This window comes from Furfurilactobacillus entadae (assembly GCF_045862745.1).
Classification (GTDB): Bacteria; Bacillota; Bacilli; order Lactobacillales; family Lactobacillaceae; genus Furfurilactobacillus; species Furfurilactobacillus entadae.
In genome coordinates, this window is record NZ_BQXN01000002.1 from 37,660 (window position 1) to 63,729 (window position 26,070).

At 48.3% G+C, this 26,070-nt stretch carries 24 protein-coding genes; 16 read left to right on the forward strand and 8 right to left on the reverse strand.

The features are described from left to right. The first annotated feature begins 109 nt into the window (after positions 1 to 109). The 5 genes from helD (at position 110) to tkt (ending at position 8,474) form a co-directional block, all read left to right on the forward strand. Entirely contained in the window at positions 110 to 2,407 is a 2,298-nt protein-coding gene (gene helD / locus ACKTR5_RS01345; RefSeq protein WP_407878567.1) for an RNA polymerase recycling motor HelD, read from the forward strand. A gap of 140 nt (positions 2,408 to 2,547) precedes the next feature. Continuing rightward, positions 2,548 to 3,474, forward strand: coding sequence for a type I pantothenate kinase (gene coaA / locus ACKTR5_RS01350; protein WP_407878568.1), 927 nt, complete (start codon positions 2,548 to 2,550; stop codon positions 3,472 to 3,474). Positions 3,475 to 3,851: 377 nt separating this feature from the next. Next, a complete protein-coding gene (locus ACKTR5_RS01355) occupies positions 3,852 to 5,057 on the forward strand; it encodes an MFS transporter (protein ID WP_407878569.1) in 1,206 nt (401 codons plus the stop codon). Positions 5,058 to 5,391: 334 nt separating this feature from the next. Next, on the forward strand, positions 5,392 to 5,997 hold the full coding sequence (gene apf, locus ACKTR5_RS01360) for an aggregation-promoting factor (RefSeq protein ID WP_407878570.1): 606 nt from the start codon (positions 5,392 to 5,394) through the stop codon (positions 5,995 to 5,997). Between the two features lie 437 nt (positions 5,998 to 6,434). After that, on the forward strand, positions 6,435 to 8,474 hold the full coding sequence (gene tkt, locus ACKTR5_RS01365) for a transketolase (RefSeq protein ID WP_407878571.1): 2,040 nt from the start codon (positions 6,435 to 6,437) through the stop codon (positions 8,472 to 8,474). 101 nt (positions 8,475 to 8,575) lie between these two features. Here the strand turns inward: tkt and ACKTR5_RS01370 are convergent, their stop codons facing one another. Together ACKTR5_RS01370 and ACKTR5_RS01375 are read right to left on the reverse strand one after the other, a co-directional pair. After that, positions 8,576 to 9,313, reverse strand: coding sequence for a DUF4811 domain-containing protein (locus ACKTR5_RS01370; protein ID WP_407878572.1), 738 nt, complete (start codon positions 9,311 to 9,313; stop codon positions 8,576 to 8,578). Continuing rightward, positions 9,313 to 10,827 (reverse strand): MDR family MFS transporter, encoded by a 1,515-nt coding sequence (locus ACKTR5_RS01375; protein ID WP_407878573.1) that lies wholly within the window; start codon positions 10,825 to 10,827, stop codon positions 9,313 to 9,315. The genes ACKTR5_RS01370 and ACKTR5_RS01375 overlap by 1 nt, the downstream gene beginning before the upstream one ends. 187 nt (positions 10,828 to 11,014) lie before the next feature. Between ACKTR5_RS01375 and ACKTR5_RS01380 the strand changes: the two genes are divergently transcribed. The 4 genes from ACKTR5_RS01380 (at position 11,015) to ACKTR5_RS01395 (ending at position 15,689) form a co-directional block, all read left to right on the forward strand. Then, positions 11,015 to 11,464, forward strand: coding sequence for a MerR family transcriptional regulator (locus ACKTR5_RS01380; RefSeq protein ID WP_407878575.1), 450 nt, complete (start codon positions 11,015 to 11,017; stop codon positions 11,462 to 11,464). 444 nt (positions 11,465 to 11,908) lie between these two features. Continuing rightward, entirely contained in the window at positions 11,909 to 13,798 is a 1,890-nt protein-coding gene (locus ACKTR5_RS01385) for a glycoside hydrolase family 2 TIM barrel-domain containing protein (RefSeq protein ID WP_407878576.1), read from the forward strand. Then, the gene (locus tag ACKTR5_RS01390; protein ID WP_407878577.1) at positions 13,779 to 14,741 is read left to right on the forward strand and encodes a beta-galactosidase small subunit; all 963 of its coding nucleotides are present in this window, start codon (positions 13,779 to 13,781) and stop codon (positions 14,739 to 14,741) included. The genes ACKTR5_RS01385 and ACKTR5_RS01390 overlap by 20 nt, the downstream gene beginning before the upstream one ends. 51 nt (positions 14,742 to 14,792) lie before the next feature. Then, the gene (locus ACKTR5_RS01395) at positions 14,793 to 15,689 is read left to right on the forward strand and encodes a cation diffusion facilitator family transporter (RefSeq protein WP_407878578.1); all 897 of its coding nucleotides are present in this window, start codon (positions 14,793 to 14,795) and stop codon (positions 15,687 to 15,689) included. A 65-nt stretch (positions 15,690 to 15,754) separates the two neighbouring features. On the opposite strand, the gene ACKTR5_RS01400 is transcribed toward ACKTR5_RS01395, so the two are convergent. Beyond that, positions 15,755 to 16,099, reverse strand: coding sequence for a hypothetical protein (locus tag ACKTR5_RS01400; protein WP_407878579.1), 345 nt, complete (start codon positions 16,097 to 16,099; stop codon positions 15,755 to 15,757). A 277-nt stretch (positions 16,100 to 16,376) separates the two neighbouring features. On the opposite strand from ACKTR5_RS01400, the gene ACKTR5_RS01405 reads away from it, so the two are divergent. From ACKTR5_RS01405 to ACKTR5_RS01415, 3 genes are all read left to right on the forward strand, one after another. After that, positions 16,377 to 16,580 (forward strand): cold shock domain-containing protein, encoded by a 204-nt coding sequence (locus tag ACKTR5_RS01405; protein ID WP_407878580.1) that lies wholly within the window; start codon positions 16,377 to 16,379, stop codon positions 16,578 to 16,580. Positions 16,581 to 16,706: 126 nt separating this feature from the next. Then, complete coding sequence (locus tag ACKTR5_RS01410; protein WP_407878581.1) at positions 16,707 to 17,462, forward strand: threonine/serine exporter family protein; 756 nt, start codon at positions 16,707 to 16,709, stop codon at positions 17,460 to 17,462. Between the two features lie 10 nt (positions 17,463 to 17,472). Continuing rightward, the gene (locus ACKTR5_RS01415) at positions 17,473 to 17,964 is read left to right on the forward strand and encodes a threonine/serine exporter family protein (protein WP_407878583.1); all 492 of its coding nucleotides are present in this window, start codon (positions 17,473 to 17,475) and stop codon (positions 17,962 to 17,964) included. 62 nt (positions 17,965 to 18,026) lie between these two features. Here the strand turns inward: ACKTR5_RS01415 and ACKTR5_RS01420 are convergent, their stop codons facing one another. Genes ACKTR5_RS01420 through ACKTR5_RS01430 form a run of 3 tightly spaced genes read right to left on the reverse strand, consistent with a single transcriptional unit; the run spans position 18,027 to position 20,601 of the window. Then, positions 18,027 to 19,361 (reverse strand): LCP family glycopolymer transferase, encoded by a 1,335-nt coding sequence (locus ACKTR5_RS01420; RefSeq protein WP_407878585.1) that lies wholly within the window; start codon positions 19,359 to 19,361, stop codon positions 18,027 to 18,029. A gap of 14 nt (positions 19,362 to 19,375) precedes the next feature. Next, entirely contained in the window at positions 19,376 to 19,759 is a 384-nt protein-coding gene (locus tag ACKTR5_RS01425) for a DUF1634 domain-containing protein (protein WP_407878586.1), read from the reverse strand. Beyond that, a complete protein-coding gene (locus tag ACKTR5_RS01430) occupies positions 19,759 to 20,601 on the reverse strand; it encodes a sulfite exporter TauE/SafE family protein (protein ID WP_407878587.1) in 843 nt (280 codons plus the stop codon). The genes ACKTR5_RS01425 and ACKTR5_RS01430 overlap by 1 nt, the downstream gene beginning before the upstream one ends. Positions 20,602 to 20,853: 252 nt before the next feature. Between ACKTR5_RS01430 and ACKTR5_RS01435 the strand changes: the two genes are divergently transcribed. Beyond that, complete coding sequence (locus ACKTR5_RS01435; protein ID WP_407878589.1) at positions 20,854 to 21,516, forward strand: phosphatase PAP2 family protein; 663 nt, start codon at positions 20,854 to 20,856, stop codon at positions 21,514 to 21,516. Positions 21,517 to 21,594: 78 nt separating this feature from the next. Here ACKTR5_RS01435 and rpiA read toward each other — a convergent pair whose 3' ends face one another. Both rpiA and ACKTR5_RS01445 read right to left on the reverse strand, forming a co-directional pair. Beyond that, on the reverse strand, positions 21,595 to 22,275 hold the full coding sequence (gene rpiA / locus ACKTR5_RS01440; RefSeq protein WP_407878717.1) for a ribose-5-phosphate isomerase RpiA: 681 nt from the start codon (positions 22,273 to 22,275) through the stop codon (positions 21,595 to 21,597). A 28-nt stretch (positions 22,276 to 22,303) separates the two neighbouring features. Beyond that, positions 22,304 to 22,573, reverse strand: a complete 270-nt coding sequence (locus tag ACKTR5_RS01445; RefSeq protein WP_407878591.1) for an N-acetyltransferase — start codon at positions 22,571 to 22,573, stop codon at positions 22,304 to 22,306. A gap of 153 nt (positions 22,574 to 22,726) precedes the next feature. On the opposite strand from ACKTR5_RS01445, the gene ACKTR5_RS01450 reads away from it, so the two are divergent. The 3 genes from ACKTR5_RS01450 to ACKTR5_RS01460 all read left to right on the forward strand — a co-directional run bounded on the left by ACKTR5_RS01450 (position 22,727) and on the right by ACKTR5_RS01460 (position 26,064). After that, complete coding sequence (locus tag ACKTR5_RS01450; RefSeq protein WP_407878593.1) at positions 22,727 to 23,272, forward strand: dCTP deaminase/dUTPase family protein; 546 nt, start codon at positions 22,727 to 22,729, stop codon at positions 23,270 to 23,272. A gap of 137 nt (positions 23,273 to 23,409) precedes the next feature. Next, on the forward strand, positions 23,410 to 24,780 hold the full coding sequence (gene radA / locus ACKTR5_RS01455) for a DNA repair protein RadA (RefSeq protein WP_407878594.1): 1,371 nt from the start codon (positions 23,410 to 23,412) through the stop codon (positions 24,778 to 24,780). Positions 24,781 to 24,828: 48 nt separating this feature from the next. Further along, positions 24,829 to 26,064 (forward strand): PIN/TRAM domain-containing protein, encoded by a 1,236-nt coding sequence (locus ACKTR5_RS01460; protein ID WP_407878596.1) that lies wholly within the window; start codon positions 24,829 to 24,831, stop codon positions 26,062 to 26,064. Positions 26,065 to 26,070 lie beyond the last annotated feature (6 nt).

Sequence of the window (26,070 nt, forward strand, 5' to 3'; positions counted from 1 at the left end):
CTTAAATGGGCTATAATATTTTGTGCGATTTTTTACAATTATAGTTAATAAAACCATGGCAATCATGGGATGAAAAACAAAATGACGACGAAAAAACGGGGACAAACAAATGGCAGACTCAATTCAGCAGCAAGAACAAACACATTTAGATGCTGTCGTCGAGAAGGTCAAAACGGCAGAGCAGGTTGCAAGTGAAGACATTGCAACGGCAGCACGTGACACCAAGGACATTGAACGGGCCTTTGGTGAAGTCCATCTGAACACGGGGAGCTATGAAGGGATGACCGATACGGCCATGTCATTGCGGGCCCAGCAACAAATGCTGGATGAACGGCAAAATAGCTGGCAACACGCGACGGAACGGTTAGACGTGTTGCAAAAGCTCGAAAAGACACCATATTTTGCCCGGATCGACTTCCAGGAAGACTTGGATCATGCGCCAGAAACGATCTACATCGGGTTAGGCTCGTTTGCGGACTCACCGGATCACTTTTTGATTTATGACTGGCGGGCGCCAATTTCTTCAATTTACTATGATGGTGGATTGGGGGACATCACCTACCAAACGCCGGATGGTCCCCAAACGGTGGATGTGCAGCTCAAAAGGCAGTTTCAAATTAAAGACGGCGTGATCGTTACGCTGTTTGACACGGATGAAGTTGTTGGTGATCAAATGCTGATGGAGGCGTTGGGCAATTCGTCCGACACCAAGATGAAGAGCATCGTAACGACCATTCAAAAGGAACAAAACCAGATCATTCGGGACACGGCCTCTGATTTACTGTTTGTTCAGGGGGCCGCTGGTTCCGGGAAAACGGCAGCTGTCTTACAACGGGTTGCGTGGTTACTGTACCGGTACCGGGGCAATTTAACGTCCGGTCAGGTTGTCCTGTTTTCGCCGAACCAGTTGTTCAATGATTACATTAACCAGGTGCTGCCAGAACTTGGCGAGCAAAACATGGTTCAAATGACGTATCTACAGTACACAAATCGGCGGCTTCCAAAGATTCAGGTCGAAACGTTGCAACAGCGGTTTGACGCCACGACAAATGATCAGTTTAAGGCGGTCAATGCCCTGAAAGGGAGTCTGGCGTACTTTGATGTGGTCACGAAATACGCGAACCACCTTGAACAAGCCGATATGCGCTTCCGAGACATTAAGTTCCGTGACCAAGTCTTCATTAGTAAGGAACAAATTGCGGAAATTTACTATTCATTTAATGAAAACTATCATTTAGGAAACCGGTTATCTGCTACGCGTGAAGAGTTGATTCGCTTGTTGAACCGGCGAATTAGCACGGAGATGCGGGATAAGTGGGTGGAAGACGCCGTTCAAAATTTAACGCGTGAAGAAATGGATACCATGTTTGGTGACCAGCCGCGGGAGTTTGATAGTCAGGAAAAGGAATACCGTTTCCTTGCCCGGCAAATTGTGATGAAGGCGTTTAAACCGGTCCAACTGGCCATTACGCGTAGCCGGTACCTAAACATCAACGCGCAGTATGCCCACTTCATGCGGAACGTGCCAAATTACTTAAGTCTGGCTGACGCCCACGTGACACCAGAACAGTGGCAGGCGAGCGTTGATGCAACGTTGAGTGGTTACCGTAACCATCAGTTGTCACTTGCAGATACGTCGGCGTACCTCTATTTGTATGACATGATGACCGGGAAAAAGGGTGAAAAGGAGATTCGCTTTGTCTTTATTGATGAAGTTCAGGACTACTCCGCGTTCCAACTTGCCTTTTTGAAGTTTAGTTTCCCACGGGCAAAGTTCACGCTGCTTGGCGACTTGAACCAGGCCATCTTTACCCAGGAGAACAGCCGGACATTATTAAGTGAGCTGTCCACGATGTTTGATCCAGAGAAAACAAACGTCGTTCAACTGACCAAGTCGTACCGGTCAACGCAAGAAATTACGGACTTTACCAAAGACCTTCTGGTGGACGGTGAGCAAATTACCGCGTTTAACCGTGACGGTGACCGGCCAACGGTGTTGGTTACGGAAGATGACAACGCGTTGTACGCGCGGTTAGAACAGCAATTAGCAATCAATGAGCAACAGGGAGAAACAACCGCGATCATCGGCAAGACGTTTGCGGAGTGTGAAGCGGTGGCTGACCGGCTAAAGGCCGACGGTGTTCACGCGACCCTGATCCGGACGGAAAACCAACGGCTTGTGCCGGGCACGCTGATCATTCCAGCTTACTTAGCTAAGGGGTTGGAATTCGACGCAATCATCGTTTGGAACGCGTCGGCAGCGGTGTACCATGATGAAAGTGAACGGCAGTTGCTGTACACAATTTGTTCACGGGCGATGCACCAGTTAACGATCTTAGCAAGCGGGCAATTAACGCCGCTGATGGATCGTGTTGATCCAGCACTTTATGTCATGGAACATGAATAGATTTTAATCTGAAAACGTCCAGACCACCCGTGATCATCACGTGGTGGTCCGGGCGTTTTTTACTGTTGTGAATACGACCACAATTCACGACGGTATGCTATACTTTAGAGGATTTTTGAAGAAAACGTGGTGAGAACATAATGGAAGAAAAATTGGGTAACTACGATGGGTTTGAACGGAATCGGTGGCGTGATCTATCCGACACAACAACGGTTGGGCTTGAACCCGCTGATTTAAAACGAATTCAATCACTGAACGACCGAATTTCGTTAGCGGACGTGGAGGAAATCTACATGCCGCTAGTTCACTACATTTTAATGAAATACCATGAGTTCCAACAGGCCAACGAAAATCGGAGTCACTTTCTTCAGATTCCAAGTTCGAAGCCGCCGTTTATCATGGGGATCGCTGGGTCTGTCGCGGTGGGGAAATCCACAACAGCCCGGCTCTTAGCCCTCATGTTGAATCATTTGTATCCGGAACTAAAGGTTCAGCAAATCACGACAGATGGGTTCCTGTATCCAAATGACGTTTTGGCTGAAAAGGGGCTTACTGAAGACAAAGGCTTTCCTGAAAGCTATGACATGCAAAAACTGATCCGGTTTTTAAACGATGTTAAACGGGCACAACCGCGGGTCAAGGCGCCAAAGTATTCTCATCAGGTGTATGACGTCATCCCGGGTGAATATGATGTGGTGGACCAACCAGACATCCTGATCGTTGAAGGGATCAACGTACTCCAGCTACCCTCAACGGCGGAAATTTTCGTGAGTGATTTCTTTGATTTCTCGCTGTATGTTGACGCTGCGCCACAGCTCATTGAGCACTGGTACTTGGAACGCTTTAACCTGTTGTTAAATTCAGCGTTTAACGATGAAACAAACTATTACCACGAATTGGCAACGGAGCCACGTGAAGAGGCCTTTTTGTACGCCCGCCAGGTGTGGGATAGTGTGAACTTGAGAAACTTAAACGAATACATCTTACCAACAAGAAGCCGTGCAAACGTGATCTTGCATAAAACGAACCACCATGTGATTGATAAGGTGTACTTGAGACAATATTAAGAGCGTGAACGGGCCCGATTAGGCTCAGTCATTTAACCCCAAAGCACCCCTTATGGATGAACTTTATCCATGAGGGGTGCTTTGGGGTTAAATGAGGAGGGCCTGGGCCCGTTCACGTGTTTAGGACAGGTCAGAAAATGTGACCAGCGTGACGTGCCTTTTATCAATGAAGGGATTGAGGGGATTTTGTGTTACAGAAAGAGGGCCTGGGCCCGTTCACGCGTTTGTGGTAGCCTCGAAAATGTGACCAGCATAACGGGAAGCACTTTTTTTCCTTAATTACAGGTTTACAAACCGGAACATCCCGCGAATTGGTTACGTTTAGCGGTTAGATTTGGTATGATTGATGGATATTTTAGGAAAAGGGGGCGGTTAGGATGACAACACAAACACGGGTGATGACGAAGCGACGGTTCAGTTGGCCGTTATTTCTAAGTCCGTTTATTTCACGGCTGGGGGATGCATTGTACATCTTCGGGTTAAACTGGTTCATTGTGAAAGCGACCGGAACGGCGTCAATGCTGGGGGTTGTTCAAGGGATTGGGGGCCTGGTCTTGGTTCTCGCTGATTTACTGGCGGGTCCGTTAGTCGACAGTACCAACCGGAAGATGGTCATGCTGTGGTCGGACATCATCAGTTTTGTGGCGTGTCTGCTGATGGCGCTAATTGTGGATGTTAATCACCCCATCTTTTATCAATTGGTGTTACTGACCGCCATCTTGGACATTGGCTTAGGCTTTAACTTTCCGGCGGCTAAGGCGATGGTGCCGGAAATGATTGAGGAACCAGCCCTACAACGGTTTAACGCCATTTCGAACACGTCATTGAACCTAGCAGATATTGCTGCGCCGTTGTTAGGGGGCGCATTACTGGCCGTTTCGTGGATCGACTTTCGTGAATTTTTATTGATCAACGCAGGCTCGTTTTTGCTATCGTTACTACTATTATTTGGGATTCGTTATCAGTACACACCGACGACCACAACGCGACTGTCAATCTGGACCAGCCTACAAAGCGGGTTTAAGTACGTGATGGCTAAGCCGGTTTTGGTCAAAATGGTCGTGATTGATAGTGTCATTAACATTTTTTTTGCCGCTTTTAACCTCCTGCTACCATATGATGTCAAAAATTATTTTGGTGGTGATGAGCATCTATACAGCTACTTAATGGCCGTAATGGCAATTGGGGGGATGATTGGTGGCCTTAGTTTGGTTCGTGCTAAACGGGCTCGGACACTCCCACGGATCGAACGGGACATTTACATTCTGAGCGCTGTTATGCTCGTTGCTGGGGTGTGGCGTCCCTACCCAGTTTTGTTAACGGTCACTGCAATCTATGGATTTTTGATTTCACGAATCGGGGTGGGGCTGTTTACCCTCGTTCAAAATGAAACAGATGTGGCGTTTTTAGGGCGTGTTTTTGGGATTTGGTTCATTTCCGTCGACTTTATGCACCCGGTTGGGAACTTTATTTTCGGATTTATCATTGATTGGCTAAAAGATGGGACATTTCTTTTAATGGGGATTCTATTGCTAGTCAGCCTTTTATTGGTTGATCGTTTGTTTAGAAAATGGACAAATTAGTTATTGATTTAAAAGCTTAGCAACCGCGCAGATTGGCGGTTGCTAAGCTTTTTAAATTGTTACCAATTGAATTGAAAACGCCCTGAAAACGGGAGTGGATCACCAGTTTCAGTCGCTAGGCCAGCGCAGCCAAATATTACAGAATGTTGCAAAAAAATGCTTATGTAACAAAAATCCAAAAAAATGTAATGCTGACGGTATTTTTCTGTTATTTACACGCTGTATAGTGAACATCGTTGAGTTACAAAGATACACATTCACCTGAATCATTAGGTGAGCAAATAGCCCTGTGAACGATATCGTTCACTAAAAAATTAGGAGTGTAATTTACTTTATGAAGATCAAAAAAGCCGTTTTATCTACCATTAGTGCTGGTGCATTATTATCAGTTGGGACTACAATTGCAAATGCCGATACAACTGTTACCGTTAAGAGCGGCGACACAGTGTCACAATTGGCTGCTGACCACAACACGACGATCGATGCTGTTGTCAACGCAAACCACTTGCAAAACGGTGGTAGCTTAATCTTTGTTGACCAATCATTAGTAATGCCAGACGCAAACGGTTCAGCTACAACGACAACACCTGCAGCTGCAACGCAAACTGCTCCTGTCGCTGCTGCAATAACGACTACGACAACTACTACTCAGGCCGCAACATCAACGCCTGCAGCTGCAATGACAGACACAACTACAGCACCTGCTGCAGCTTCATCATCTGATTCAGCTGCCCAAGCTTACATCGCTGCCCGTGAATCAGGTGGTTCATACACGGCCCAAAACGGTCAATACTACGGTAAGTACCAATTGAGCATGGACAAGTTGGGTGGCGACCTTTCAGCCGCTCACCAAGAAGCAGTGGCTACACAGTACGCTACTTCACGTTACGGTTCATGGTCAGCAGCTCAAAGCTTCTGGCAATCTAACGGTTGGTGGTAGACAACCTGGCTTCGGCCACACATTAAGTTGATTAATCCAAACACCGTCACAATTCGTTGTGACGGTGTTTTTTTGCGTAAATGGACCAATTTGTGCGGGAGATAAATAGATTTGAGTGAGATAATGATTGAAACGATGCCTATACCAATATTGAATTTAACGCTTTTTAATTGTCGATTAAACAATTTTTAAGGATAAAATAATGAGAAAGTGCAACCGGCTGTCATTGGCTATACCAATTGAAATGAATTGCTGTCAAATCAGCGTTTTAACAAATTATTACTCAAACCAATCTTCATTGCTTTCTCATCTAATCGCCACGTTTATTACCAAATTATTGTTGCCGAAAGCATGAACAATCGCTATTGTTGCTGACATAGACCAAAGTTAAAAACCGACGAAACAATTCGTTGTGAGTAAAAAGGACGATGAAGAAAATGTTTGATCAAATTGATGAATTAGCCGTAAACGGCGTTCGAATGTTAAGCCTCGATGCTATTAATGCAGCAAAGTCAGGGCACCCGGGATTGCCCTTAGGAGTGGCGCCACTTGCGTATGTTTTGTGGTCACGCCACATGACGGTTAATCCGCGAGATTCACACTGGTTTAATCGCGATCGGTTTGTCCTGTCCGCGGGTCATGGGTCAGCCATGCTTTACAGCTTACTTCACCTTAGTGGCTACCAGTTAACGGTTGAAGACCTACAGCATTTCCGCCAGTTAGGAAGCCGGACGCCGGGTCATCCAGAGTATGGGTGGACTGATGGCGTTGAGGCAACAACGGGTCCATTAGGCCAGGGCCTCGGAATGGCCGTTGGGATGGCCATGGCAGAACGACATGTTGCCGCGCGGTATAACCGACCAGGGTTTAAGGTGGTTGACCACCGGACCTACGTTGTCGTTGGTGATGGGGATCTGATGGAAGGAATCTCCCACGAAGCCGCTAGTTTGGCCGGTCAGCTTCAGCTCAATAAGTTGATTGTTTTGTATGATTCAAACGATGTGTCGTTGGATGGGCCGCTAAGCAACGCGTGTCAGGATAACGTTCAGAAACGGTTTGAAAGCTATGGCTGGGCCTATCAACGGGTTGAAGATGGCACAGACCTTGAGGCCATTGACGCGGCCATTGACGCGGCCAAGGACGAAGAACAACGGCCAACGTTAATTGAAGTCAAAACGGTCATTGGGGCCGGCTCACCGCAAGCAGGTACCAATAAAGTGCACGGCGCCCCCCTTAGTGAGGAAGCACTGGCAGCAACAAAGGCAGCATATCAGTGGTCATACGAACCATTTAAAGTGCCAGGGACTGTGTATGAACGGTTTGCCAAGACGATCGGTCAACGTGGCAGTGATGCAGAACGGGCCTGGAATAAGCTCATGGTTGCCTACGAAGAACAATGCCCGGCGTTGGCAAGCGCGTTTGCTGATGATGTCCGTCAGCTTGATCACGTTGATTTGAGTGATTTAGTGACCAACTACCATGATGGGGATCAAGAGGCGACCCGCCTGACCAGTGAAAAAATCATCCAGGCCGCAAGTGAGCGGAACTCAAGTTTATGGGGTGGCGCCGCCGACTTGTTCTCATCAAATAAAACGGCGGTTGCTGCTAGCGGACGGTTTGACGCAGCGCATAGTGACCAGCGAAACGTTTGGTTTGGTGTTCGTGAATTTGCCGAAGGATGTGCTCTTAACGGGATCGCGTTGCATGGGGGTTCACGAATCTTCGGAAGTACATTCTTTGTCTTCTCAGACTACATGCGCGGTGCCATTCGCTTGGCTGCGTTGCAAAAGCTGCCCGTCACGTACGTGTTGACCCATGATTCCATTGCGGTCGGCGAGGATGGCCCAACGCATGAACCGGTTGAACAATTGGCAGGATTACGGGCACTGCCCGGATTAAACGTCATTCGTCCGGCCGACGCAAACGAAACCATCGCGGCATGGCAACAGGCCCTGAGTAGTCGGCACCAGCCCACTGCGTTGATTCTGACACGGCAGGCGGTTCCTGTATTAGCTGGGGCCCGGGCCCATCCAGAAGGGGTTAGTCGTGGTGGGTACGTCATTTCACCACAACAAGGTGTGCAACCAAGTGGATTATTGCTTGCGAGCGGGTCTGAAGTTCAGCTGGCGCTTGCAGCTCAAAAGACGTTGCGGCAACGGGGCCATGACGTGGCGGTAATTTCCATGCCATGCATGGAACTGTTTAACGCCCAACCAGCAGCGTACAGAGAACGCGTCTTACCGTCCGCAGTTCGTCAGCGGGTAGCCATCGAAATGGGAACGCCAACCGATTGGGCGCAGTATGTCGGCCTTGATGGTCAAGTGATCGGGATGACTGGCTTTGGGGCGAGTGGTAACGGGGCTGCGGTCGTGAAGCATTTCCACTTTACCGCAGAGACTGTCGTTGCCACTTATGAAATGCTGACGGCGAACCAGTTACGTCCAGTTCGGTCCGTTAGTATCCGTCAGGGGCGTTAGCCGCCGTTACGAATTGAATGAAACCGGTCTGTGAAGACCAAAAAAACGTCACCCTGGGGGAGGGTGACGTTTTTTGATTACTCATTGGTGAAACTGACGGGTTACTTTAATTGTGCAACGGCCTGTTTGATCAAATTGTTTTGGAAGTCCGCAGCGTATTGCTTGCTTAAAGCAGCTTGTTTGGCCTGGTCCGTTGCAATGCTAGGATCCTTTGCAATGGCGGCTTGCATTTGCGCCTTAACGTAGGCAGCGCCTTGTTCCTTCATTTGTGCCTTAGCAGCAGGTGTTTGCATTTTGGCCATTTCAGCCTTCAATTGCTTAACCTGTGCTGTTGACAAGTGGAGCCATGATTGTGGGAGGTAGAAGGTGTTTACCCGTTTAACGAGTTTACCGTCGTTTCCTGAGATCCCGAACCATAACTTAGCACGGTCATCCTTGTAGCGCCACTTTGTTACCGTGGTCTTCATGGTTGCCGTTGTGCTGGTGGTTGTTTTCACCTTATTGGTCGTGTATTCGTTGACCTGGGTGTGGCCAGGCTTCTTTTGGCCCTTTTTGGTTGAGTAAATCTGGGTATCTTCCTTACCCTTGGTTCCGATCTTTTGGTACAGAACCATGTTCATCTTACCGCTTGGATCAGCAGAGTAGATGGTCTTTGTTGTCGACGTTGTGACCTTGTGCATCCCGTAATGATCACGGTCATTTTGGGTAATCATGGTTAAAGAGAAGACCAGGATGATCATGGCAATAAACGTACCAATTAAACGCCATGTCATTGGTTTGATGTACACGAAGCAGACGAATAGTGCGATGGCACCAATAACTAAGGTTGCTAAAATCATTATGCTTCACCTCCGTTATTTTCAGCGACATCAGATTTTAATTCTTTAGTTGAGTTGTCATCAACTGAGATTGATGCACGGTTAGCTCCCTTCAAGAAGAAGGCGAGCACAAACCCGATCAAACAAAAGGCAATGGCAACCCAGAACGTTGCGTGATAACCACTTAACGTTGCATTGATGGCCTTAACCTTATATTCCAAAGGTGTTTCTTTGAGGATATGGTGCGCAGGCATGGCACCCTTGGTGACGTTTGTTAAAACGGAAACCAATATGGCAGAGCCAATGGACGTTGCCACTTGCCGGGTGGTGTTGTTAACGGCAGTCCCGTGAGAAATCAAGTCAAAGGACAACGCGTTCATTCCGGCAGTCGTAACAGGCATCATGACCATTGAGATCCCAAACATCCGAACCGCGTACAAGAACGTGATGTAGATGGTTGGTGTGGACTTTGTGATCATGGCAAACGGAATGGTTCCAGCTGTTAATAAGAACATGCCGGCGATGGCTAACCGACGGGCACCCAACCGGTCAAATGTTTGACCCGTAATGGGACTCATAAGTGCCATCATCATGGCACCTGCCAGTAAGGTCAACCCTGAATGGAAGGCGCTCATCCCACGAACGATTTGCAGATAAAGTGGCAGAACCAGTTCAACACCAGTCATGGCCATCATAATAACGGAACTTAGAATGGCAGCAATGGTGAATTCTTTAGATTTGAACACACGCAGTTGAAGGAATGGCTTTTCCATCGTTAATTGACGCCAAACGAACAGGCCAATGATGATGACCCCGATGACGAGCATGCTGATAACCTTGACGGATGTCCAGCCATCGTTCCCAACGGATGAGAACCCATAAAGTAAGGACCCAAATCCAAGGGTGGACAAGCCGACAGATAACCAATCAAGTTTTGGCTTTGATGTTTCAATAACGGATTTCATGAAGAAAAACGCAAGAATAATAACTAAGGCAACAATGGGGATGATCATTCCGAACAGATCACGCCATGTGTAGTTATCAATGACCCACCCAGATAAGGTTGGTCCAATTGCGGGGGCAACCCCGATAACGATTCCGGCAAGACCCATGGCAGCACCACGTGAGCTGGCTGGGAAGATCGTTAGCATTAACGTTTGCAACAATGGCATGGCGATCCCAACCCCAACGGCTTGGATTAACCGACCACTAAGTAACGTTCCGTAGTTTGGGGCGATAAAGGCAATAATCGTTCCGATTTCAAAAATCGTCATGGCTGAAATGTATAGCCACTTAGAATTGAAACGGCTGGATAAGTAAGCCGAAATTGGGATCATGATCCCGTTGACCATTAAGAATCCGGTGGTCAACCATTGAACCGTTGATGTTGAAATATCGAAGGCTTTCATTAATGTAGGGAAAGCGGTCGTCAAAATCGTTTGGTTCAACACGGTACAAAATGTACCGATCAGCAACACGATAACCATCAGTGTCCGGTTATAGGGTTTGCCGTTTGTGTCGACAACTTCTGACATAAAAGTGCTCCTTCTTTCGTTTGTGAAATTTGCTTGTGTAAAAAAGTACGGTGACTAATATAATTCTTTCGGTAATCCATGTCAAGCAAGTTGACAAACTTATTTCAAAATATATAATAGTTCAAGTAAACGTGACAAGAACACCTAAAAATGTGATAACGGTTTCATTAATTAATCGAGGTTATTTATGGATAGAATGCTTGGTCCGGCAGAGACGCCGGAATGGTTACGCGAAATTTTACGGAGTGACGGCGTGTTGCTTGGAATCAGTGATTTAGCCCGCGCATCGGGGGTCTCTGTAACCCAGCTTCGCTACTGGACGGACAAAGGGTATGTCGACAGTGTTAGTCAAGATGAGGGGAACCGGAAGTTTACCTATGATACAGTCTTCAAGGTTCGCGCCATTAAGGCCTACATGGATGAGGGCTTTACGCTGGCGGCAGCCGCTAAACGGATGCAAAAGCACCGGGCGGTCATTAAAATCTTGAAGAGCGTCGTGATGGATCGAATCGAGGATGTCCGTGATGAAAATGGGCATGCAGTTGTTGATTTTGGTCAGTTTGATCCAGATCCAACAAAACATTTATTGGCACGGATCGAAGATGATGGTACCCACTTTGAGTTAAGTGACGCATAAGCGTGATCCACTTTGCTTGTGACAATGATGTCGTCGTGCTAAGCTTAACGCGTAGCGGGGAGCATGGTTTGTGACCCAAAAATTCCCAAGAGATGGCCGATCTTCACGGCTGGGCCATTGCTTCATGTTGTGAGTGTTTTTTTGACAACTTTTGAAGAAAAGTTCGACAATTTGCGCAGTATGCGCTCGAGGATCATCCTTCCGGGATGGTTAATGATCGTATTTAAAACAATGTGTTTCATGAAAATCAACCCAAAGTTTTCATGGTGTCAACAAACTTCCCCGCCACCGGCGCCTCAGTTTAGGGAATCTGAGGCGTCTTTTTTTGTGCAGTCGTAGCGGCGCGCGTGTCACAGAGTGCGGGGACGGTGTGTTCTGTTTCAGCAGGAAATGCGGTACACTTAATGCATTAATGTAAGCGCTTTAATTAGAGGGAGGTTCAAAATGGAAGCAGGCATTACCTGGCTTGATGACCCGGAAACGTTTCGGGTTAATCAAATGCCGGTCCACAGTGATCACAGGTGGTACCGTGATGAAACCGAAAGTGCGCACCAACAAAGTAGTTTTGAACAATCATTGGATGGGCAGTGGCAGTTTGCGTTTGCCAGTCAGCCAAGCGAACGGTTAACAAACTTTTATGAGCCAAGTTATCCACTAACGGCCTTTAAACCGTTAGCGGTGCCGGGCCACATTGAACTGGCAGATTATGCGCCAATTCAGTACATTAACACCCTTTATCCATGGGAGGGGAAACACTTCCGGCGGCCAGCGTATGCGTTGGGACCAGAAGCACGTGAAGAGGGTGCGTTTAGCCAAGCAGATGATAATTCCGTTGGGATGTATCGCAAGGACTTCACCCTCGCGCCCGGATTAGTGGGCCAGCAGGTTGCGATTCAGTTTGATGGGGTGGAGGAAGCCCTGTATGTTTGGTTAAACGGCACGTTTGTGGGGTACGCGGAGGACAGCTTTTCACAGTCTGAATTTGATTTAACGCCCCTGTTAGTGGCTGGTGAAAACCATCTTGCGGTTGCTGTGTTTAAGCGGAGTACCGCGGCATACCTTGAGGATCAGGACATGTTCCGTTTTTCCGGGATCTTCCGGAGCGTACGGCTCGTTGCGCGCCCACACGTTCACGTGGAGGATCTCAGCATTGTGCCAACGGTGGCGGATGACTTTAAGAGCGGAGCGTTAGCGGTCACGTTAGCGTTAACGGGAACTGACTTACCGACGGCAACGGTGACCGTGACCGCATCGACAGCCGATGGCACCAGCGTTTATGAGCACACGGAGCCGGCGACACCAACCATGCAATTAAGTACGGCGTTGCCGCAAGTCCACCTGTGGTCCCATCATGATCCGTATTGCTACCAGCTGAGGGTGACCGTGCGCGATGAAACAGACGCCATCATTGAAACGATTCCGTATCCGTTTGGCTTTCGGCGGGTCGAAATCGTGGACAACGTGTTGCGCTTAAACGGCCACCGGTTGCTGATCAACGGTGTTAATCGTCACGAGTGGAACGCGACTACAGGGCGAGCAATCACGGTTGCAGATATGCAGGCTGACTTAGCGACGTTTAAAGCGAACCACATCAATGCGGTGCGGACGTGTCATTATCCAGACCAGCACGTGTGGTACGCATTGTGTGATGCAGCCGGAATTTACGTCATGGCGGAGACAAACTTAGAAAGTCACGGAACGTGGCAGAAAATGGGGGCCGTTGAGCCATCCGTCAATGTGCCAGGGTCCCTTCCACAGTGGCGGGCTGCAGTGCTTGATCGTGCGAAGAGCAATTATGAAGCATTTAAAAATCACCCGTCCGTTTTATTCTGGTCCCTTGGCAATGAAGCGTACGCCGGTGATGACATTGAGGCGATGAACACCTACTTTAAAACGGTGGATAGTCATCGCTTGACCCACTATGAGGGGGTCGTGCGTAACCGGGCCTATGAGGCAACGATTTCTGATTTTGAAAGCCGGATGTACGCGACACCTGAGGAGATTCGAACGTATTTAAAAACGACACCGAAAAAGCCGTTTATTAGTTGTGAATACATGCATGACATGGGGAACTCACTGGGCGGTTTGGGTGAATACATGGGCCTGGCGGATGAATTTGAAACGTATTCCGGCGGATTTATCTGGGACTTTGTTGACCAAGCCCTGTGGCGAAAAGACCCAGTGACCGGTCGTGATCAGCTCCGGTATGGGGGCGATTTTGATGATCGGCATGCAGATAATGAATTTTCAGGTGATGGGTTAATGTTTGCAGACCGGACGCCAAAACCAGCAATGCAGGAGGTGCGCTATTACTATGGCAAATACGACAACTAAGCTCCGGGTGGTTTATGGTGACGGAACGTTGGGCGTTATCGGCACAGACGTTCAGTACATCTTTAGTTATGAACGTGGTGGCCTAGAATCATTAGTGACTAACGGGCAGGAGTGGCTTTACCAAGTCCCCCGACCGGCTTTATGGCGGGCAACCACGGATAACGATCGTGGCAACCAGTTTTCAACGAAAGCCGCGATGTGGTTGGGCGCTGACTTGTTCAGTCGGTGTCAACAGATGAACGTTGCTGTGGATGGTGTCGATCTTGGGACACCGATTGCACCGCAGAATAACCGGTACAGTGATCATGAATGGGCCGACCAGGTTGCTGTGACCTGTACATTTAGGACGGCAACCGTTCCGGCCACAACAATAACGGTGACGTACGTGGTAACGGCTAGTGACGGGCTGACGGTAACGGCGCACTACACGGGCCACCAGAATTTGCCGGAGCTACCAGCATTTGGTTTGCGCTTTGTGATGCCAACGGCGGCCGAAAGTTTCACGTACCGTGGCCTCTCAGGTGAAACGTATCCGGATCGCATGGCTGGCGGTCAGGGTGGTGAACACCGCGTTGTTGGGTTACCGGTGACCCCTTATTTAGTGCCTCAGGAAATGGGAATGAACATGAAAACAACCAAGGTAACGGTGACCCGGACGGATCAGCTAAACAATGCGGGTTCCCTGACTAAACCAGGACGATTGGCCGTTGAGCAAGTGACAGCGCCGTTTGCATTCAGTTGTTTGCCATATACACCGGCCGAATTAGAAAATGCGACCCACATTGAAGAATTACCGGTTGCCCGGCGCACTGTGTTGACTGTCTTTGGAGCTGTTCGTGGTGTTGGTGGCATCGATAGTTGGGGCGCAGACGTTCAGCCAGATTACCGAATCTCTAGTCAGGTTGATCATGAGGTTAGCATTCGGATTCACCCAGGGCGCTAGTCGCTTCCCCATCAATGTGCGATAATGGGGCGCAGAGAGGGGGAGAGATTAATGGAACATGAAAATGAACAAATGACCGGGACCCGGTTTTTATTTGTCACCGTTCTAAACGTGCTGATTACGATTGCAGAAATCGTTGGGGGCTTATTCTCCGGCTCACTGGCCCTGTTGTCAGATGCATTTCATAATTTAGGTGATTCGTTTTCCATTGTCTTGGGGTATGCTGCTCAGAAGATTAGTGGCAAACCGCAAAACAAGCAGCGAACGTTTGGTTACCGCCGGGCTGAGATTTTAGCAGCCTTTGTTAATGGGTTATTTTTAATGGGTGTTTCAGCGGTATTGATGGTTGAGGCCGCGCGGCGATTTATGAATCCCGAACCAATCAACGGGGGAATCATGCTGACGGTTGCAGTCATTGGACTGATTGCCAATCTATTATCGGCAGTGCTTATGCACCATGGTTCAAAGGACAGCCTGAACATTAAGGCAACCTACCTGCATGTGTTGGCGGATGCATTATCATCCGTTGCTGTCATTATTGGCGGGATCCTCATCGTGTTGTTTCACATCAGCTGGGTGGACCCGTTATTAACGTTACTTGTGTCGCTGTACATCATTTATGAAACGTGGCCGGTGATTCACGAAACGGTCAGCATTTTGATGCAAACAGCGCCTGAACTGGATTATGACCAGTTGGCGGCGGACATTGTAGCGGTCCCTGGTGTGCTCCGGGTGCACCACATTCATGCGTGGCTTATTGATGAAAACAAAATTGTGTTTTCAGCGCACGTGAACATGGAGGACGTTAAGCTGAGTGTTGCCGAAGAAACGGTTGCTCAAATTCGTGACATGCTGACTAAGAAGCACGGTATTTGCCACGTGACGATTCAACCAGAAGTGCACCACGGTGAAAAAGACGCCCTGTTTGTCGATAAGGACGCATTGTAATCAATAAACTGAAAACTGGCGCCATTAGACATTGCTTGTCTAATGGCGCCAGTTTTATGATGTGATTATGAGACGGCCATCGTTGAAAACTGATGGTCATACCAAGCAAACCAAGGTATTTCAGGGTTACCGGTGGCGTGAAAACGCATGCCAATTTCGTCAATAAGGTGAATATAGTCTGCTTTGCTAAAGGTAATGCTTGCTTGCCGTGCTTGATCCGGCGTAAAAAACTGATTAAGGGTGAGGGCGTGATTAATGTCCTCGATGGCCCCATGCTGGTGGTCGAATTGACTCACAAGTTCGAGGTTGTTTTGACGCCACAAAGTGATGTAAAATGTCGCAAAACTGGTGAGGGCCGTTGATTGAGCGGGCTCATCAAGTTGATCGATGGTGCTTAACTGATCTGCCATGACTGATGCCTCCATTATTATCGTTCCTTTTCATTTTAGCACTTTCAATGAGAAACGGGACGGCACAAGGCCGCAGCGCTAAAACGGAAATAATTTTATCTTTGAACGGATAAGATTATGGAAAAGAAAGCGTTCTATATGATACAATAACTCATGTAGTTTGGTTCGGGAATGATGGTTAGATCGGTTCATAGTTTTGTGACAGTCCCCATTGACACCAGTTCCAATTTACAAAACATTTTAAACTGCGTACATACGCAACAGGAGGACATCACACATGTCAGAACACGGTAGTGTTAAATGGTTTAACGCCGATAAAGGTTTCGGTTTCATCACTCGCGAAAGCGGCGACGACGTATTCGTTCACTTCTCAGCTATCCAAGGCGACGGCTTCAAGACTCTTGAAGAAGGCCAAGGCGTATCATTTGATGTTGAAGACAGCGACCGTGGCCCACAAGCTGCTAACGTTGTTAAAGACTAATTAGCAATTAACCAAGTTGCCGGTAACGGCAATTTGTTAAACGCATTATGAGACGGTCGTTATGCTTCCTTTTTGGGGGTGTGATGGCCGTTTTTTGATGATGACATACATGAGGGGAGGTCCATCATGGATCACGCACAGTTAACGATGAAAACAGCACTACTGGCGGGGGAAGTCCTGTTAGCAAACGGCTCCGAAATTGCCCGCGTTGAGGACACGATGGACCGAATTGCAGCCAATGCTGGCGCACCGGAAGCAAGTATCTTTGTCCTGCTAACGGGGATCACCATGTCACTGCCAGATGATGGGCTGACGCAGGTTCGCCCCATCCGCTCACGAACCATTGACCTTGAAAAAGTCGATCAGGTCAATACGCTATCGCGGCAATTTGCAGCGGGGGATATCGACCTTCAAACGTTTTATAACCGGTTGCGACAGGTTAACGAGGCGGTACCTGCGTTTCCGTTTTGGCTCCAGTTGGTGGCGGCCATTGTGGTTACGCTGACCCTGATGATGGCCTTTACAGGCATTGACGGGTGGCTAAAAATGGTTCTGGCCGCAGTGGCTGGTGGGAGCGGGTACGCCGTCTTTTATTACGTTAATCATGAACTTCAAATTCGGTTTTTGAGTGAGTTTTTAGCGGCCCTGGTTATCGGCGGAATCGCCTACATCGGAACGAACTGGCTGGGCTTTACGAATCAGTCCGGTGACGCCGTTATTATCGGGGCACTCATGCCACTTGTGCCCGGGGTGCCGTTGATGAATTCGTTTCGAGACGTGCTCGCTGGAAATTATTTAAGTGGTCCGGCACGGGCAATGGAAGCCATTTTATCCGTTTGTGCGATTGGCATTGGGATCGCCATCATGGTCAGCTTACGCTAGGGGGATTTTGATGCAGCATTTATTGGTAGAAGCAATCCTGGCGTATGTTGCCACGGTTGGCTTTGGAATTATTTTAAACATTCCCCGGCGGGCACTAAATGTTGCCGGGTGGATCGGAACTGCCGGATGGGTGACCTATGAGTTGATCATGATGATGGATCACAACAACGGCACCAACTGGTCACTGATGTCTGGCGCGATGTTAACGGCAGGCTTTTTGATTGGCATCCTCAGTAATTGGGCGGCCCGGTTGAAGCACATGCCGATGATTTTATTTAACATTCCAAGTCTGGTGCCCCTGGTGCCGGGTGGGCAAGCCTATCAGGTCATTCGTAACCTGGTGACAAACCATGTTCCACAGGCATTGAGTTATCTGGGACAAGTCATTATTATTGCCGGAATGATCGCGCTGGGCTTTTTGTTGGCAGAACTGGTCGTTCGATTGGAACAACGTGGTCGCCAAATTCAGCAGGAGCGTCGGCAGCACCTTGATGAAAAATAAGGTGAGAAAAAATAAGGACGGCATAACTGGGATTATCGCAGTTATGCCGTCCTTATTATTGTTTAATAGCCGTAACCGGTGTAACCACCAGTTTGTGATGCATTGGAGCCCGTTGCGTTAGCTGTGTTACCAGTCGTATCGGTATTATTTGCACCATAGTTGGCATCAAGGTTATTACTCTTGCCGCCGTTATAAGCCTTATCGTACTGGGAGGTTGTGTTGGTATCAGCACCCCAGGTTGATTTCGTTGCCGCCGTTTCACCGTAGCTAGCGGCTGGTTCGTAGCTGGCTAATGAAGCTGGGACGGTGTTTGCAAACCGTTTCCCGGTCTTGGCCTGCTTGAGTTCAAGCTGTTTACGTAATTTGTTTGTGACCCGTTGTTTTTCCGTTTGGGGGAGCACTTCGAAACTCTGACCCGCAATTTCATCACTAACCCCCTGAACGTGATCAGAAACGACGTGTTTTGTTGCGTCCTGATAGTTGTTTGCAAGGGTGAGCATGTCGCCGAAGGTCAGGTCAGTCTTTGATTGACTGGCAATTGAATCGAGGAAGTCGCCGTTCAAAAGGGTGGTCAAGTTGCTACTCTTCTTCAAAAGGGCGGTAATGACGATCCGTTGCCGTAACGTCCGACCATAATCACTTTCGGGATCTTGGTAACGCATCCGGGTGAACTTCAGGGCCTGAGAACCGTTAACGTGGATCTTCTTGCCCTTGGTGAAGTGTTGGTTTTCATAAGTGAACGTCAATGGTGGCACGATGTCGATCCCACCAACCTTGTCGATCACCTTTTCTAACCCACCCATGTTGAGGAGTGCGTAATAATCGATGGGGACGTTAAACATCCGTTCTGTTGTCGAAATGGCGGCCTTTGTTTGACCAAAGTAGTACGCCGCGTTGATCTTTGTTGGGAATTCATCTTCGTGACCAGTGATCGAAACCAGTGAGTCACGTGGGATACTGACCATTGTTGTGGTCTTCTTCTTAGGATTAACGGTGACTAACATCATGGAATCAGTCCGGCCACCAGACCACGCTTTGGAATCACGACCGAGGGCCCCAACGTCAGTCCCCATGAGCAGGATGGAAATTGGCTTCCCTTCCTTGATCAGCTTACTAACGTTGCGTGCCTTCGCACCGTTTGCAGCGCTAAACATCTCGTTACTAGAGTTTCTGACGTTACTATAGAGTTTATACCCAAGGCCACCACCAACGATGAGAATGACACCGAGGATCGCAAAAAAGGTGTTCCGAATGGGGTGCTTATGCTTACGCGGTGGTTGCGGTGCAGCCGCCTTTTCGTGAGCACCTGACTTCAAGTAGTTCCCAGAAGCGCGGCGATCAAAACGGTCGACCCGTGATGGAATATCAGTGTCGTTGTCATTGTTGTGATTGTTCATGGAATCCTCCGAGGTTAACTGTGGCCAATAAACAGTGCAATGAGCAAAATGATCAGCACAGCAGTTGTAATCCAAACATATAGATGATCTTTTTCAACGTAAAAAGCGTAGATTGAAACAATCACACGCAAAATGGGCGTCAAGATGAGGCAAAAGAGGCCAAACATCATGATGGAGCCGGATTTAAATGATAGCAAGCCAGTAAAGATGGCGGTCATTGTGGTTGGGAAACCGTTATTGGTAAACCCAGTTGATCCCTGAATGCCATAGGTGATGAAACCTACAAGCATAATAACTGCAGAAATTATAACCCCAATACGGAGGATTTCACCAATCATTATCTCAACTTGAGTCATTTCTTTAGAAATTTTTTCCTGTTCGGCCGTTTTGTTGTCCATTAGATGTTCACCCCGAATCCTTTAAGCAACATTTGTAATCCGATGTAGAGAATGATTGGGACAAAAATAATCCGAATCCAACGTGAAGGAAGGCGTTGCATGATGCGCGCCCCAGCAGTAGCGCCCACGAGGATTCCGAGCGCAAGGGGAACGGCAATCAGTGGCCGAATGGACCCGTTGAAAAAGTAGACAGTGGCTGAAGCAGCAGCGGTGACCCCCATCATTAAATTACTGGTTGATGTGGAGGGCTTCAACGGCATCTTCATGAACGTGTCTAGAGCCATGACTTTAAAAGCACCGGAACCAATACCAAGTAACCCACTGGCGATCCCAGCACCAAACATGACGGCAGCACCAGCAGGGACGTGTTCGACTTGGTAGCCGATGGTCTTATCAGCAGCCTTGTCGTAGTAGCTCCCGTTTAACTTTAGCTTCTTAGCAAGGGCGTCTGGTTCGGCACGTTGCAGCACTTCTGTTCCAGCACGGAGTTTGCGCACCATGTTATACCCGGAATACAGGAGTAGCAAACCAAACGTGACGTACAAAACGATGGGACTGAGAATGCCGTTTAGGACGGCACCTAAGATGGCACCAACCGTGGTGAAGATTTCAAGAAACATTGCGACCCGTAAATTAAGGACGTTATCCCGAAGGTACGCAATGGTTGAGCCGGAACTCGTTGCAATCACGGCAATGATGCTTGCACCAATGGCGTATTTGATGGAGATACCCATTCCTAACGTGAGGATGGGTGTAACGATGATCCCACCACCCAGACCGAGGATGGCGCCGGCAATTCCGGCGATGAGGCCAACGGCCAACATAATAATTACTTGTGTCATAATAAGGGCTCCTTTAATTGATGTCATTAAGAATAGCATGGATCAGGAACGGAATGGGGATTGCACCATTTGTAAGCGTGCTCATTATGGCTTGTTTAAATTCCGTCATAAATGTTAAGAAAACATTAAGGGGTTAAGAGACGCTAAAACCAACACAAAACTGATGAGTGTGAATAAATGAGTGTGCTATACTTTGGCAATGGTCACACGGATGGCCGAATACATACCGCAGTGAGCGGTGGAGGCACAGATATGCTAATTGAAAAGGAACGTGGTCGTGGACTAATTTTGACCATTACCACCATTTTATTCCTCTTTTTGGCGATTGCAGCATTGCGGCAGTCACAGATTTTATCCCTGATTGATTCTGAAATTGTGAATCACATTCCCCATAATAGTGGCGTGCTAACGGGTCTGTTTTCTTTGATTACAAAGTTAGCAAGTCCGAGCTTAGACCTGATTTATATGTTTATCATTGCCGGGGCGCTATGGGGCTTTAAATATAAGATCCCAGCATTATGGGCGCTTGGTTACGGTCTGGGTGGTGATGTCTTGGGAACCATCATTAAGAAGATCGTTGCTCGGCAACGACCAGTTGGTCACATGGCCAGCGATGATGGTTACAGTTTTCCATCGGGACACGTTTTAGGAATGTTCATGGTGGCCGCGATTTTGTTCGTGGTCGTCTTACCATTAATGGCAAACAATTTGCAACGCTTGTTGGTTCAAACGTTGCTGTGTATCTGGATGGTTCTGGTGATGTTTAGCCGGGTTTACCTCCAAGCTCATTTCCCAACGGATACGATTGGAGCGGTCTTACTGGCTTACAGTTGGCTACAATGTGCGGAATACTTGTACGTCTGGTTAGCACCGAAGTTACAAAAGGTGCGGTTCCTTAGCAATTCTAAGGTTTAAAAAATAGTCATTCATATAGAAAAGGCACGTCGCAAGCGTTTCTGCGACGTGCCTTTTTAACGTGGTGACTGCGGTAAACTAACGGGCAGATAATACTTCTGGACCATCGGGGCGCCCAACGATCACGGTGTTCACCGTGTCGAGGAACAGGCCCTGTTCCACGACGCCAACCATCTGAATAAGTTCATTGGCTAATTCGTGGGGGTGTTCGATGTGGCCTAAGTGAAGGTCGATAACGTAGTTTTTTGAATCCGTCATGACGTGCTTGCCATCACGCATCCGCATTTCTGGATTGTAGCCCTTCGCCTGAAGCTTTTTGAAGACCTGTGAAGAACCGTATGGAATCACTTCAACAGGCAATGGGAAACTACCTAAGTCGTGGGAAAGTTTGCTTTCGTCAACGATCCACATGTTCTTAGTGGAGTTAACGGCAACGATCTTTTCCCATAAGTGAGCGGCACCGCCGCCCTTGATTCCTTGGAAGTCGTCACTGATTTCGTCTGCTCCGTCAATGGTCAAGTCGATGTGGTCGACATCGTCCACACCCTTAACGGTGATGCCTAACGCACGGGCTTGATTGCGAGTCCGGTCGGAGGTTGGGACACCGATAACGTTTAAGCCATCTTCGCTAACGCGTTTGCCCAGTGCATCAACCATGTATTTAACCGTTGAGCCGGTTCCAAGGCCAACAACCATCCCGTCTTCGATAAAGTCGACGGCACGTTGCCCAACCTGTTGTTTTAGTTCATCTTGTGTCATTGCCATTTTTTAAAGCTCCTTAAAAAGATTATCGCATCAGTGTCTGATAGGCGGGGGTCGTCGCAAAAACTTGTCGTGCAAACGGATCAAGCACCACGACGCGTTTGTGCTCAGTCTGCACGATGGTCATGGCCGCGTCAAGAATGCTGGCTGCTAACTGCCGTTTGGTCGGTTGATTGCGAACCCAGATGTGTTCGATCAACCACGTTGTGTCGTCAATGACCGGGAACGTTATCTCAGCCTGTAGCTGATCGTTTTCCATTAAAAACAGCCGTTGCTGATCACGGGTGAACGTCATGAGCGCCCTCCTAACAAAAATGAATTGGATTACCTTCATATCCTATCATAGTTTTTCCTCCGGGACCGAGCAGACTTTTAGCGACTACTAAAGTCCAGACACTTCATCTATAATCATTAATAAGCAAGCGCACAGAATTCAGGAGGAAAAACGATGACAAAAACGCGTGGGTTTGAAGTGGTAGCACGTTTGGCGGAGACACCAGTCGCTTTACCAAAACGACAAACGAAAGCGGCCGCTGGGTATGATCTAGCAGCGGCCGAGGATTTTACGGTTCCATCCATTTGGCGCCGCCATTTTTTAAAGGCGCTGTGGCGTTTGCGGCATCAAAAGCAACTGACGGCAGACATGCTAACGGCCGGGGATGCTGACCTAAAACCATTTTTGGTGCCGACAGGCGTGAAGGCGTACATGCAACCGGATGAAGTGTTGATTCTAGTCAACCGGTCATCTGGACCGCTAAAACGCCGCCTGATTTTACCAAACGGGGTCGGCATTATTGACGCTGATTACTACGGCAATGCCGCTAACGACGGCGAGTTGTTTGCGCAATTGATCAATTACGGTTTAACGGATGTGCACATTAAAAAGGGGGATCGCATCGCCCAGGCCGTGTTTGTGCCGTACTTGAAGGCCGATGACGAAGTGGTTCCGACAAAAGAACGTGACGGTGGGTTTGGTTCTTCTGGTCAGCATTGATCGAACCCTTAAGAATGTTAAAAGCAGTGCCTAAACAATTGTGGTTTGATGATCATGTGTTAGACTGTAACTAACGTTTGGTTAACATTGGTCAAACATGAAAAGATGTTGTTTTGAATGAAGAAAAGGAGGCCACTGTGGCCAAGACAAAAACACAGTTTGTGTGTCAAAACTGTGGGTATAATTCCCCCCGCTATCTGGGCCGCTGCCCAAACTGTGGGGAATGGAATACCCTGGTTGAAGAAAAAATGGCCGATGACGTGCCGAACCGTAAAGCCAGGGTTAGCTTTACCGGGAAGACGGCAAAAGCCGAGTTAATTAAAGACGTCAGTTTAGCAGAAGTTCCCCGGGTCGATACGGGCCTGACGGAGTTTAACCGGGTGCTTGGTGGCGGGGTTGTCCCAGGCTCACTCGTGTTGATCGGTGGGGACCCCGGAATTGGGAAATCCACGTTACTCACACAGGTGTCTGGCCAACTCAATGCAACTGGTGGCCGTGTGCTGTATGTGTCTGGTGAAGAAAGCGCAACCCAGATCAAAATGCGTGCCGACCGGTTGGGGGTTGGTGGAGATAACCTCTACCTTTACCCAGAGACAGACATGAGTAGCATCCGGGAGCAAATTACGGAGCTTGACCCAGCATTTGTGATCATCGATTCGGTTCAAACGATGCAAGAACCAGACATTACGTCCGCCGTTGGCTCTGTTTCACAGATTCGTGAAATTACCGCGGAACTGATGCAAATTGCGAAAACGAACCAAATTACCATCTTCATTGTTGGTCATGTGACCAAGGGTGGTGCCATCGCGGGGCCAAAAATCTTGGAACACATGGTGGACACGGTGCTCTATTTTGAAGGGGATCTTCACCACACCTACCGGATTTTGCGGGCCGTGAAGAACCGGTTTGGGTCCACCAATGAGCTTGGCATCTTTGAAATGCGGGAGGATGGCTTACAAGAAGTCGCCAATCCATCAGAGATTTTCTTAGAGGAACGCTTAGCTGGTGCAACGGGATCGGCAATTGTTGTCTCCATGGAAGGGACACGGCCGATTTTGGTTGAAGTTCAAGCGTTAGTGACACCGTCAGTGTTTGGTAACGCGCAACGGACGTCGCAGGGGCTGGATCGTAATCGGGTATCATTGATTATGGCTGTGTTGGAAAAACGCGCTAACCTAATGCTTCAAAACCAAGACGCCTACTTGAAGGCGGCCGGTGGCGTTAAGTTGGACGAACCAGCCATTGATTTAGCCATTGCTGTCGCCATTGCGTCTAGCTACCGGGATAAGGAGACAGACCCCGGCGTGACGTTTGTGGGTGAAGTGGGATTGACCGGTGAAATCAGACGGGTAAACCGCATTGAACAACGGGTTGCCGAAGCGCAAAAACTGGGTTTCAAACGTATTTATGTCCCTAAAAACAACCTTCAGGGGTGGAATCCGCCGACTGGGATCGAGGTTGTTGGGGTTACAACATTAAGCGAAGCGCTTAAGCTAGCATTAGGGTAGGTCTGCTACGCTAGTGGTACGATAAATATTGAAAGGAGGTGAATTTAAATGAAAATGACAAAACGATTTGTGATTCAATTGCTCTTCGTCATCGCGGGTGTTGGACTAGGGTTTCGGTTTTTGCCGTCACTGTGGTTGGGGCTCGGCGTGACGTCTAACCACCTCATTAATAATTTTTTAACGAACATCGTACTTGGTGCAATTATTCTGTATGGGTTGTCGTTCCTCTTTGTCGGTTCACTTGAAAAAATGGTTAACCGTTTGGAAAAGTATTTGGCAAAGCAAAGTCCACTGTATTTGTTGTTTGGTAGTTTGGGAACGATTGTCGGGCTGGTGTTTGCGATCCTGATTTCGACAGTCTTTTTCCGGACACACATGTTTCTAACGAATACCCTGGTTCCGGTCGTCTTGATGCTCTTATTGGGGTATCTTGGTTTCCGGTTGGGGACAACGCGGACGGATGAGTGGCGCCGCTTGTTTTCGGTTAATTTCCGTCGAAATAACAAGCAGACGGAAGACGATAACGGTGAAATCTTAGACAATGGTGAACCGAATTACCATCACTATAAGATTTTGGACACCAACATTTTGATCGATGGGCGGATTTACGACATCATCAAGACGGGCTTTCTTGAAGGAACGTTACTGGTGCCAAACTTTGTGTTGCACGAATTGCAGTACATTGCGGATTCAAGTGACAGCATCAAACGTGTCCGTGGTCGCCGTGGATTGGACATTTTGAACAAACTTCAAAGTGAAAACATCATGCCGATCGAGATGTACGAGGGCGATTTTGAAAGCATTCCTGAAGTGGATGACAAACTGATTGAACTGGCAAAACAGTTACAAGCTGTTGTCGTAACGAACGACTTTAACCTGAACAAGGTGAGCCAATTCCAAAATGTTCAAATCATGAACATCAACGCATTGGCGAAGTCACTAAAACCACGGGTCATCCCCGGTGAACAACTGAACGTTATGGTTGTGAAAAACGGGACGGAACGTCAGCAGGGGGTTGCTTACCTTGACGACGGAACGATGGTCGTGGTTGAAGAGGGGCGTTACTTCATCAATGATCACATTGATGTCACGGTTACGAGTGCCTTACAAACAGATGCTGGGCGAATGATTTTTGCGAAACCAACGCATTCAACGCGGGGAATCGGCGACAAGGCTGGTTCCGGCGCCAACAGCGTTGCAAGTAAGAATGGTCAGCGAAAGGCCGACGGGAAGGCAAAATCCCGGGCCACCGGTAGTAACAATGCCGATGGCAAGAACAAGTAGTTGTAC

Excerpts from the sequence above, each read along its gene's own strand:
- ACKTR5_RS01450 (WP_407878593.1), top strand. The coding sequence starts at position 22,727 with ATGACAAAAACGCGTGGGTTTGAAGTGGTAGCACGTTTGGCGGAGACA.
- ACKTR5_RS01400 (WP_407878579.1), bottom strand. The coding sequence starts at position 16,099 with ATGGCAGATCAGTTAAGCACCATCGATCAACTTGATGAGCCCGCTCAA.
- ACKTR5_RS01395 (WP_407878578.1), top strand. The coding sequence starts at position 14,793 with ATGGAACATGAAAATGAACAAATGACCGGGACCCGGTTTTTATTTGTC.
- ACKTR5_RS01430 (WP_407878587.1), bottom strand. The coding sequence starts at position 20,601 with ATGACACAAGTAATTATTATGTTGGCCGTTGGCCTCATCGCCGGAATT.
- apf (WP_407878570.1), top strand. The coding sequence starts at position 5,392 with ATGAAGATCAAAAAAGCCGTTTTATCTACCATTAGTGCTGGTGCATTA.
- ACKTR5_RS01380 (WP_407878575.1), top strand. The coding sequence starts at position 11,015 with ATGGATAGAATGCTTGGTCCGGCAGAGACGCCGGAATGGTTACGCGAA.
- ACKTR5_RS01445 (WP_407878591.1), bottom strand. The coding sequence starts at position 22,573 with ATGACGTTCACCCGTGATCAGCAACGGCTGTTTTTAATGGAAAACGAT.
- ACKTR5_RS01385 (WP_407878576.1), top strand. The coding sequence starts at position 11,909 with ATGGAAGCAGGCATTACCTGGCTTGATGACCCGGAAACGTTTCGGGTT.
- ACKTR5_RS01370 (WP_407878572.1), bottom strand. The coding sequence starts at position 9,313 with ATGATTTTAGCAACCTTAGTTATTGGTGCCATCGCACTATTCGTCTGC.
- rpiA (WP_407878717.1), bottom strand. The coding sequence starts at position 22,275 with ATGACACAAGATGAACTAAAACAACAGGTTGGGCAACGTGCCGTCGAC.
- ACKTR5_RS01425 (WP_407878586.1), bottom strand. The coding sequence starts at position 19,759 with ATGGACAACAAAACGGCCGAACAGGAAAAAATTTCTAAAGAAATGACT.
- ACKTR5_RS01375 (WP_407878573.1), bottom strand. The coding sequence starts at position 10,827 with ATGTCAGAAGTTGTCGACACAAACGGCAAACCCTATAACCGGACACTG.
- ACKTR5_RS01415 (WP_407878583.1), top strand. The coding sequence starts at position 17,473 with ATGCAGCATTTATTGGTAGAAGCAATCCTGGCGTATGTTGCCACGGTT.
- ACKTR5_RS01435 (WP_407878589.1), top strand. The coding sequence starts at position 20,854 with ATGCTAATTGAAAAGGAACGTGGTCGTGGACTAATTTTGACCATTACC.
- ACKTR5_RS01355 (WP_407878569.1), top strand. The coding sequence starts at position 3,852 with ATGACAACACAAACACGGGTGATGACGAAGCGACGGTTCAGTTGGCCG.
- ACKTR5_RS01410 (WP_407878581.1), top strand. The coding sequence starts at position 16,707 with ATGGATCACGCACAGTTAACGATGAAAACAGCACTACTGGCGGGGGAA.
- tkt (WP_407878571.1), top strand. The coding sequence starts at position 6,435 with ATGTTTGATCAAATTGATGAATTAGCCGTAAACGGCGTTCGAATGTTA.
- ACKTR5_RS01460 (WP_407878596.1), top strand. The coding sequence starts at position 24,829 with ATGAAAATGACAAAACGATTTGTGATTCAATTGCTCTTCGTCATCGCG.
- ACKTR5_RS01420 (WP_407878585.1), bottom strand. The coding sequence starts at position 19,361 with ATGAACAATCACAACAATGACAACGACACTGATATTCCATCACGGGTC.
- helD (WP_407878567.1), top strand. The coding sequence starts at position 110 with ATGGCAGACTCAATTCAGCAGCAAGAACAAACACATTTAGATGCTGTC.
- ACKTR5_RS01405 (WP_407878580.1), top strand. The coding sequence starts at position 16,377 with ATGTCAGAACACGGTAGTGTTAAATGGTTTAACGCCGATAAAGGTTTC.
- coaA (WP_407878568.1), top strand. The coding sequence starts at position 2,548 with ATGGAAGAAAAATTGGGTAACTACGATGGGTTTGAACGGAATCGGTGG.
- ACKTR5_RS01390 (WP_407878577.1), top strand. The coding sequence starts at position 13,779 with ATGGCAAATACGACAACTAAGCTCCGGGTGGTTTATGGTGACGGAACG.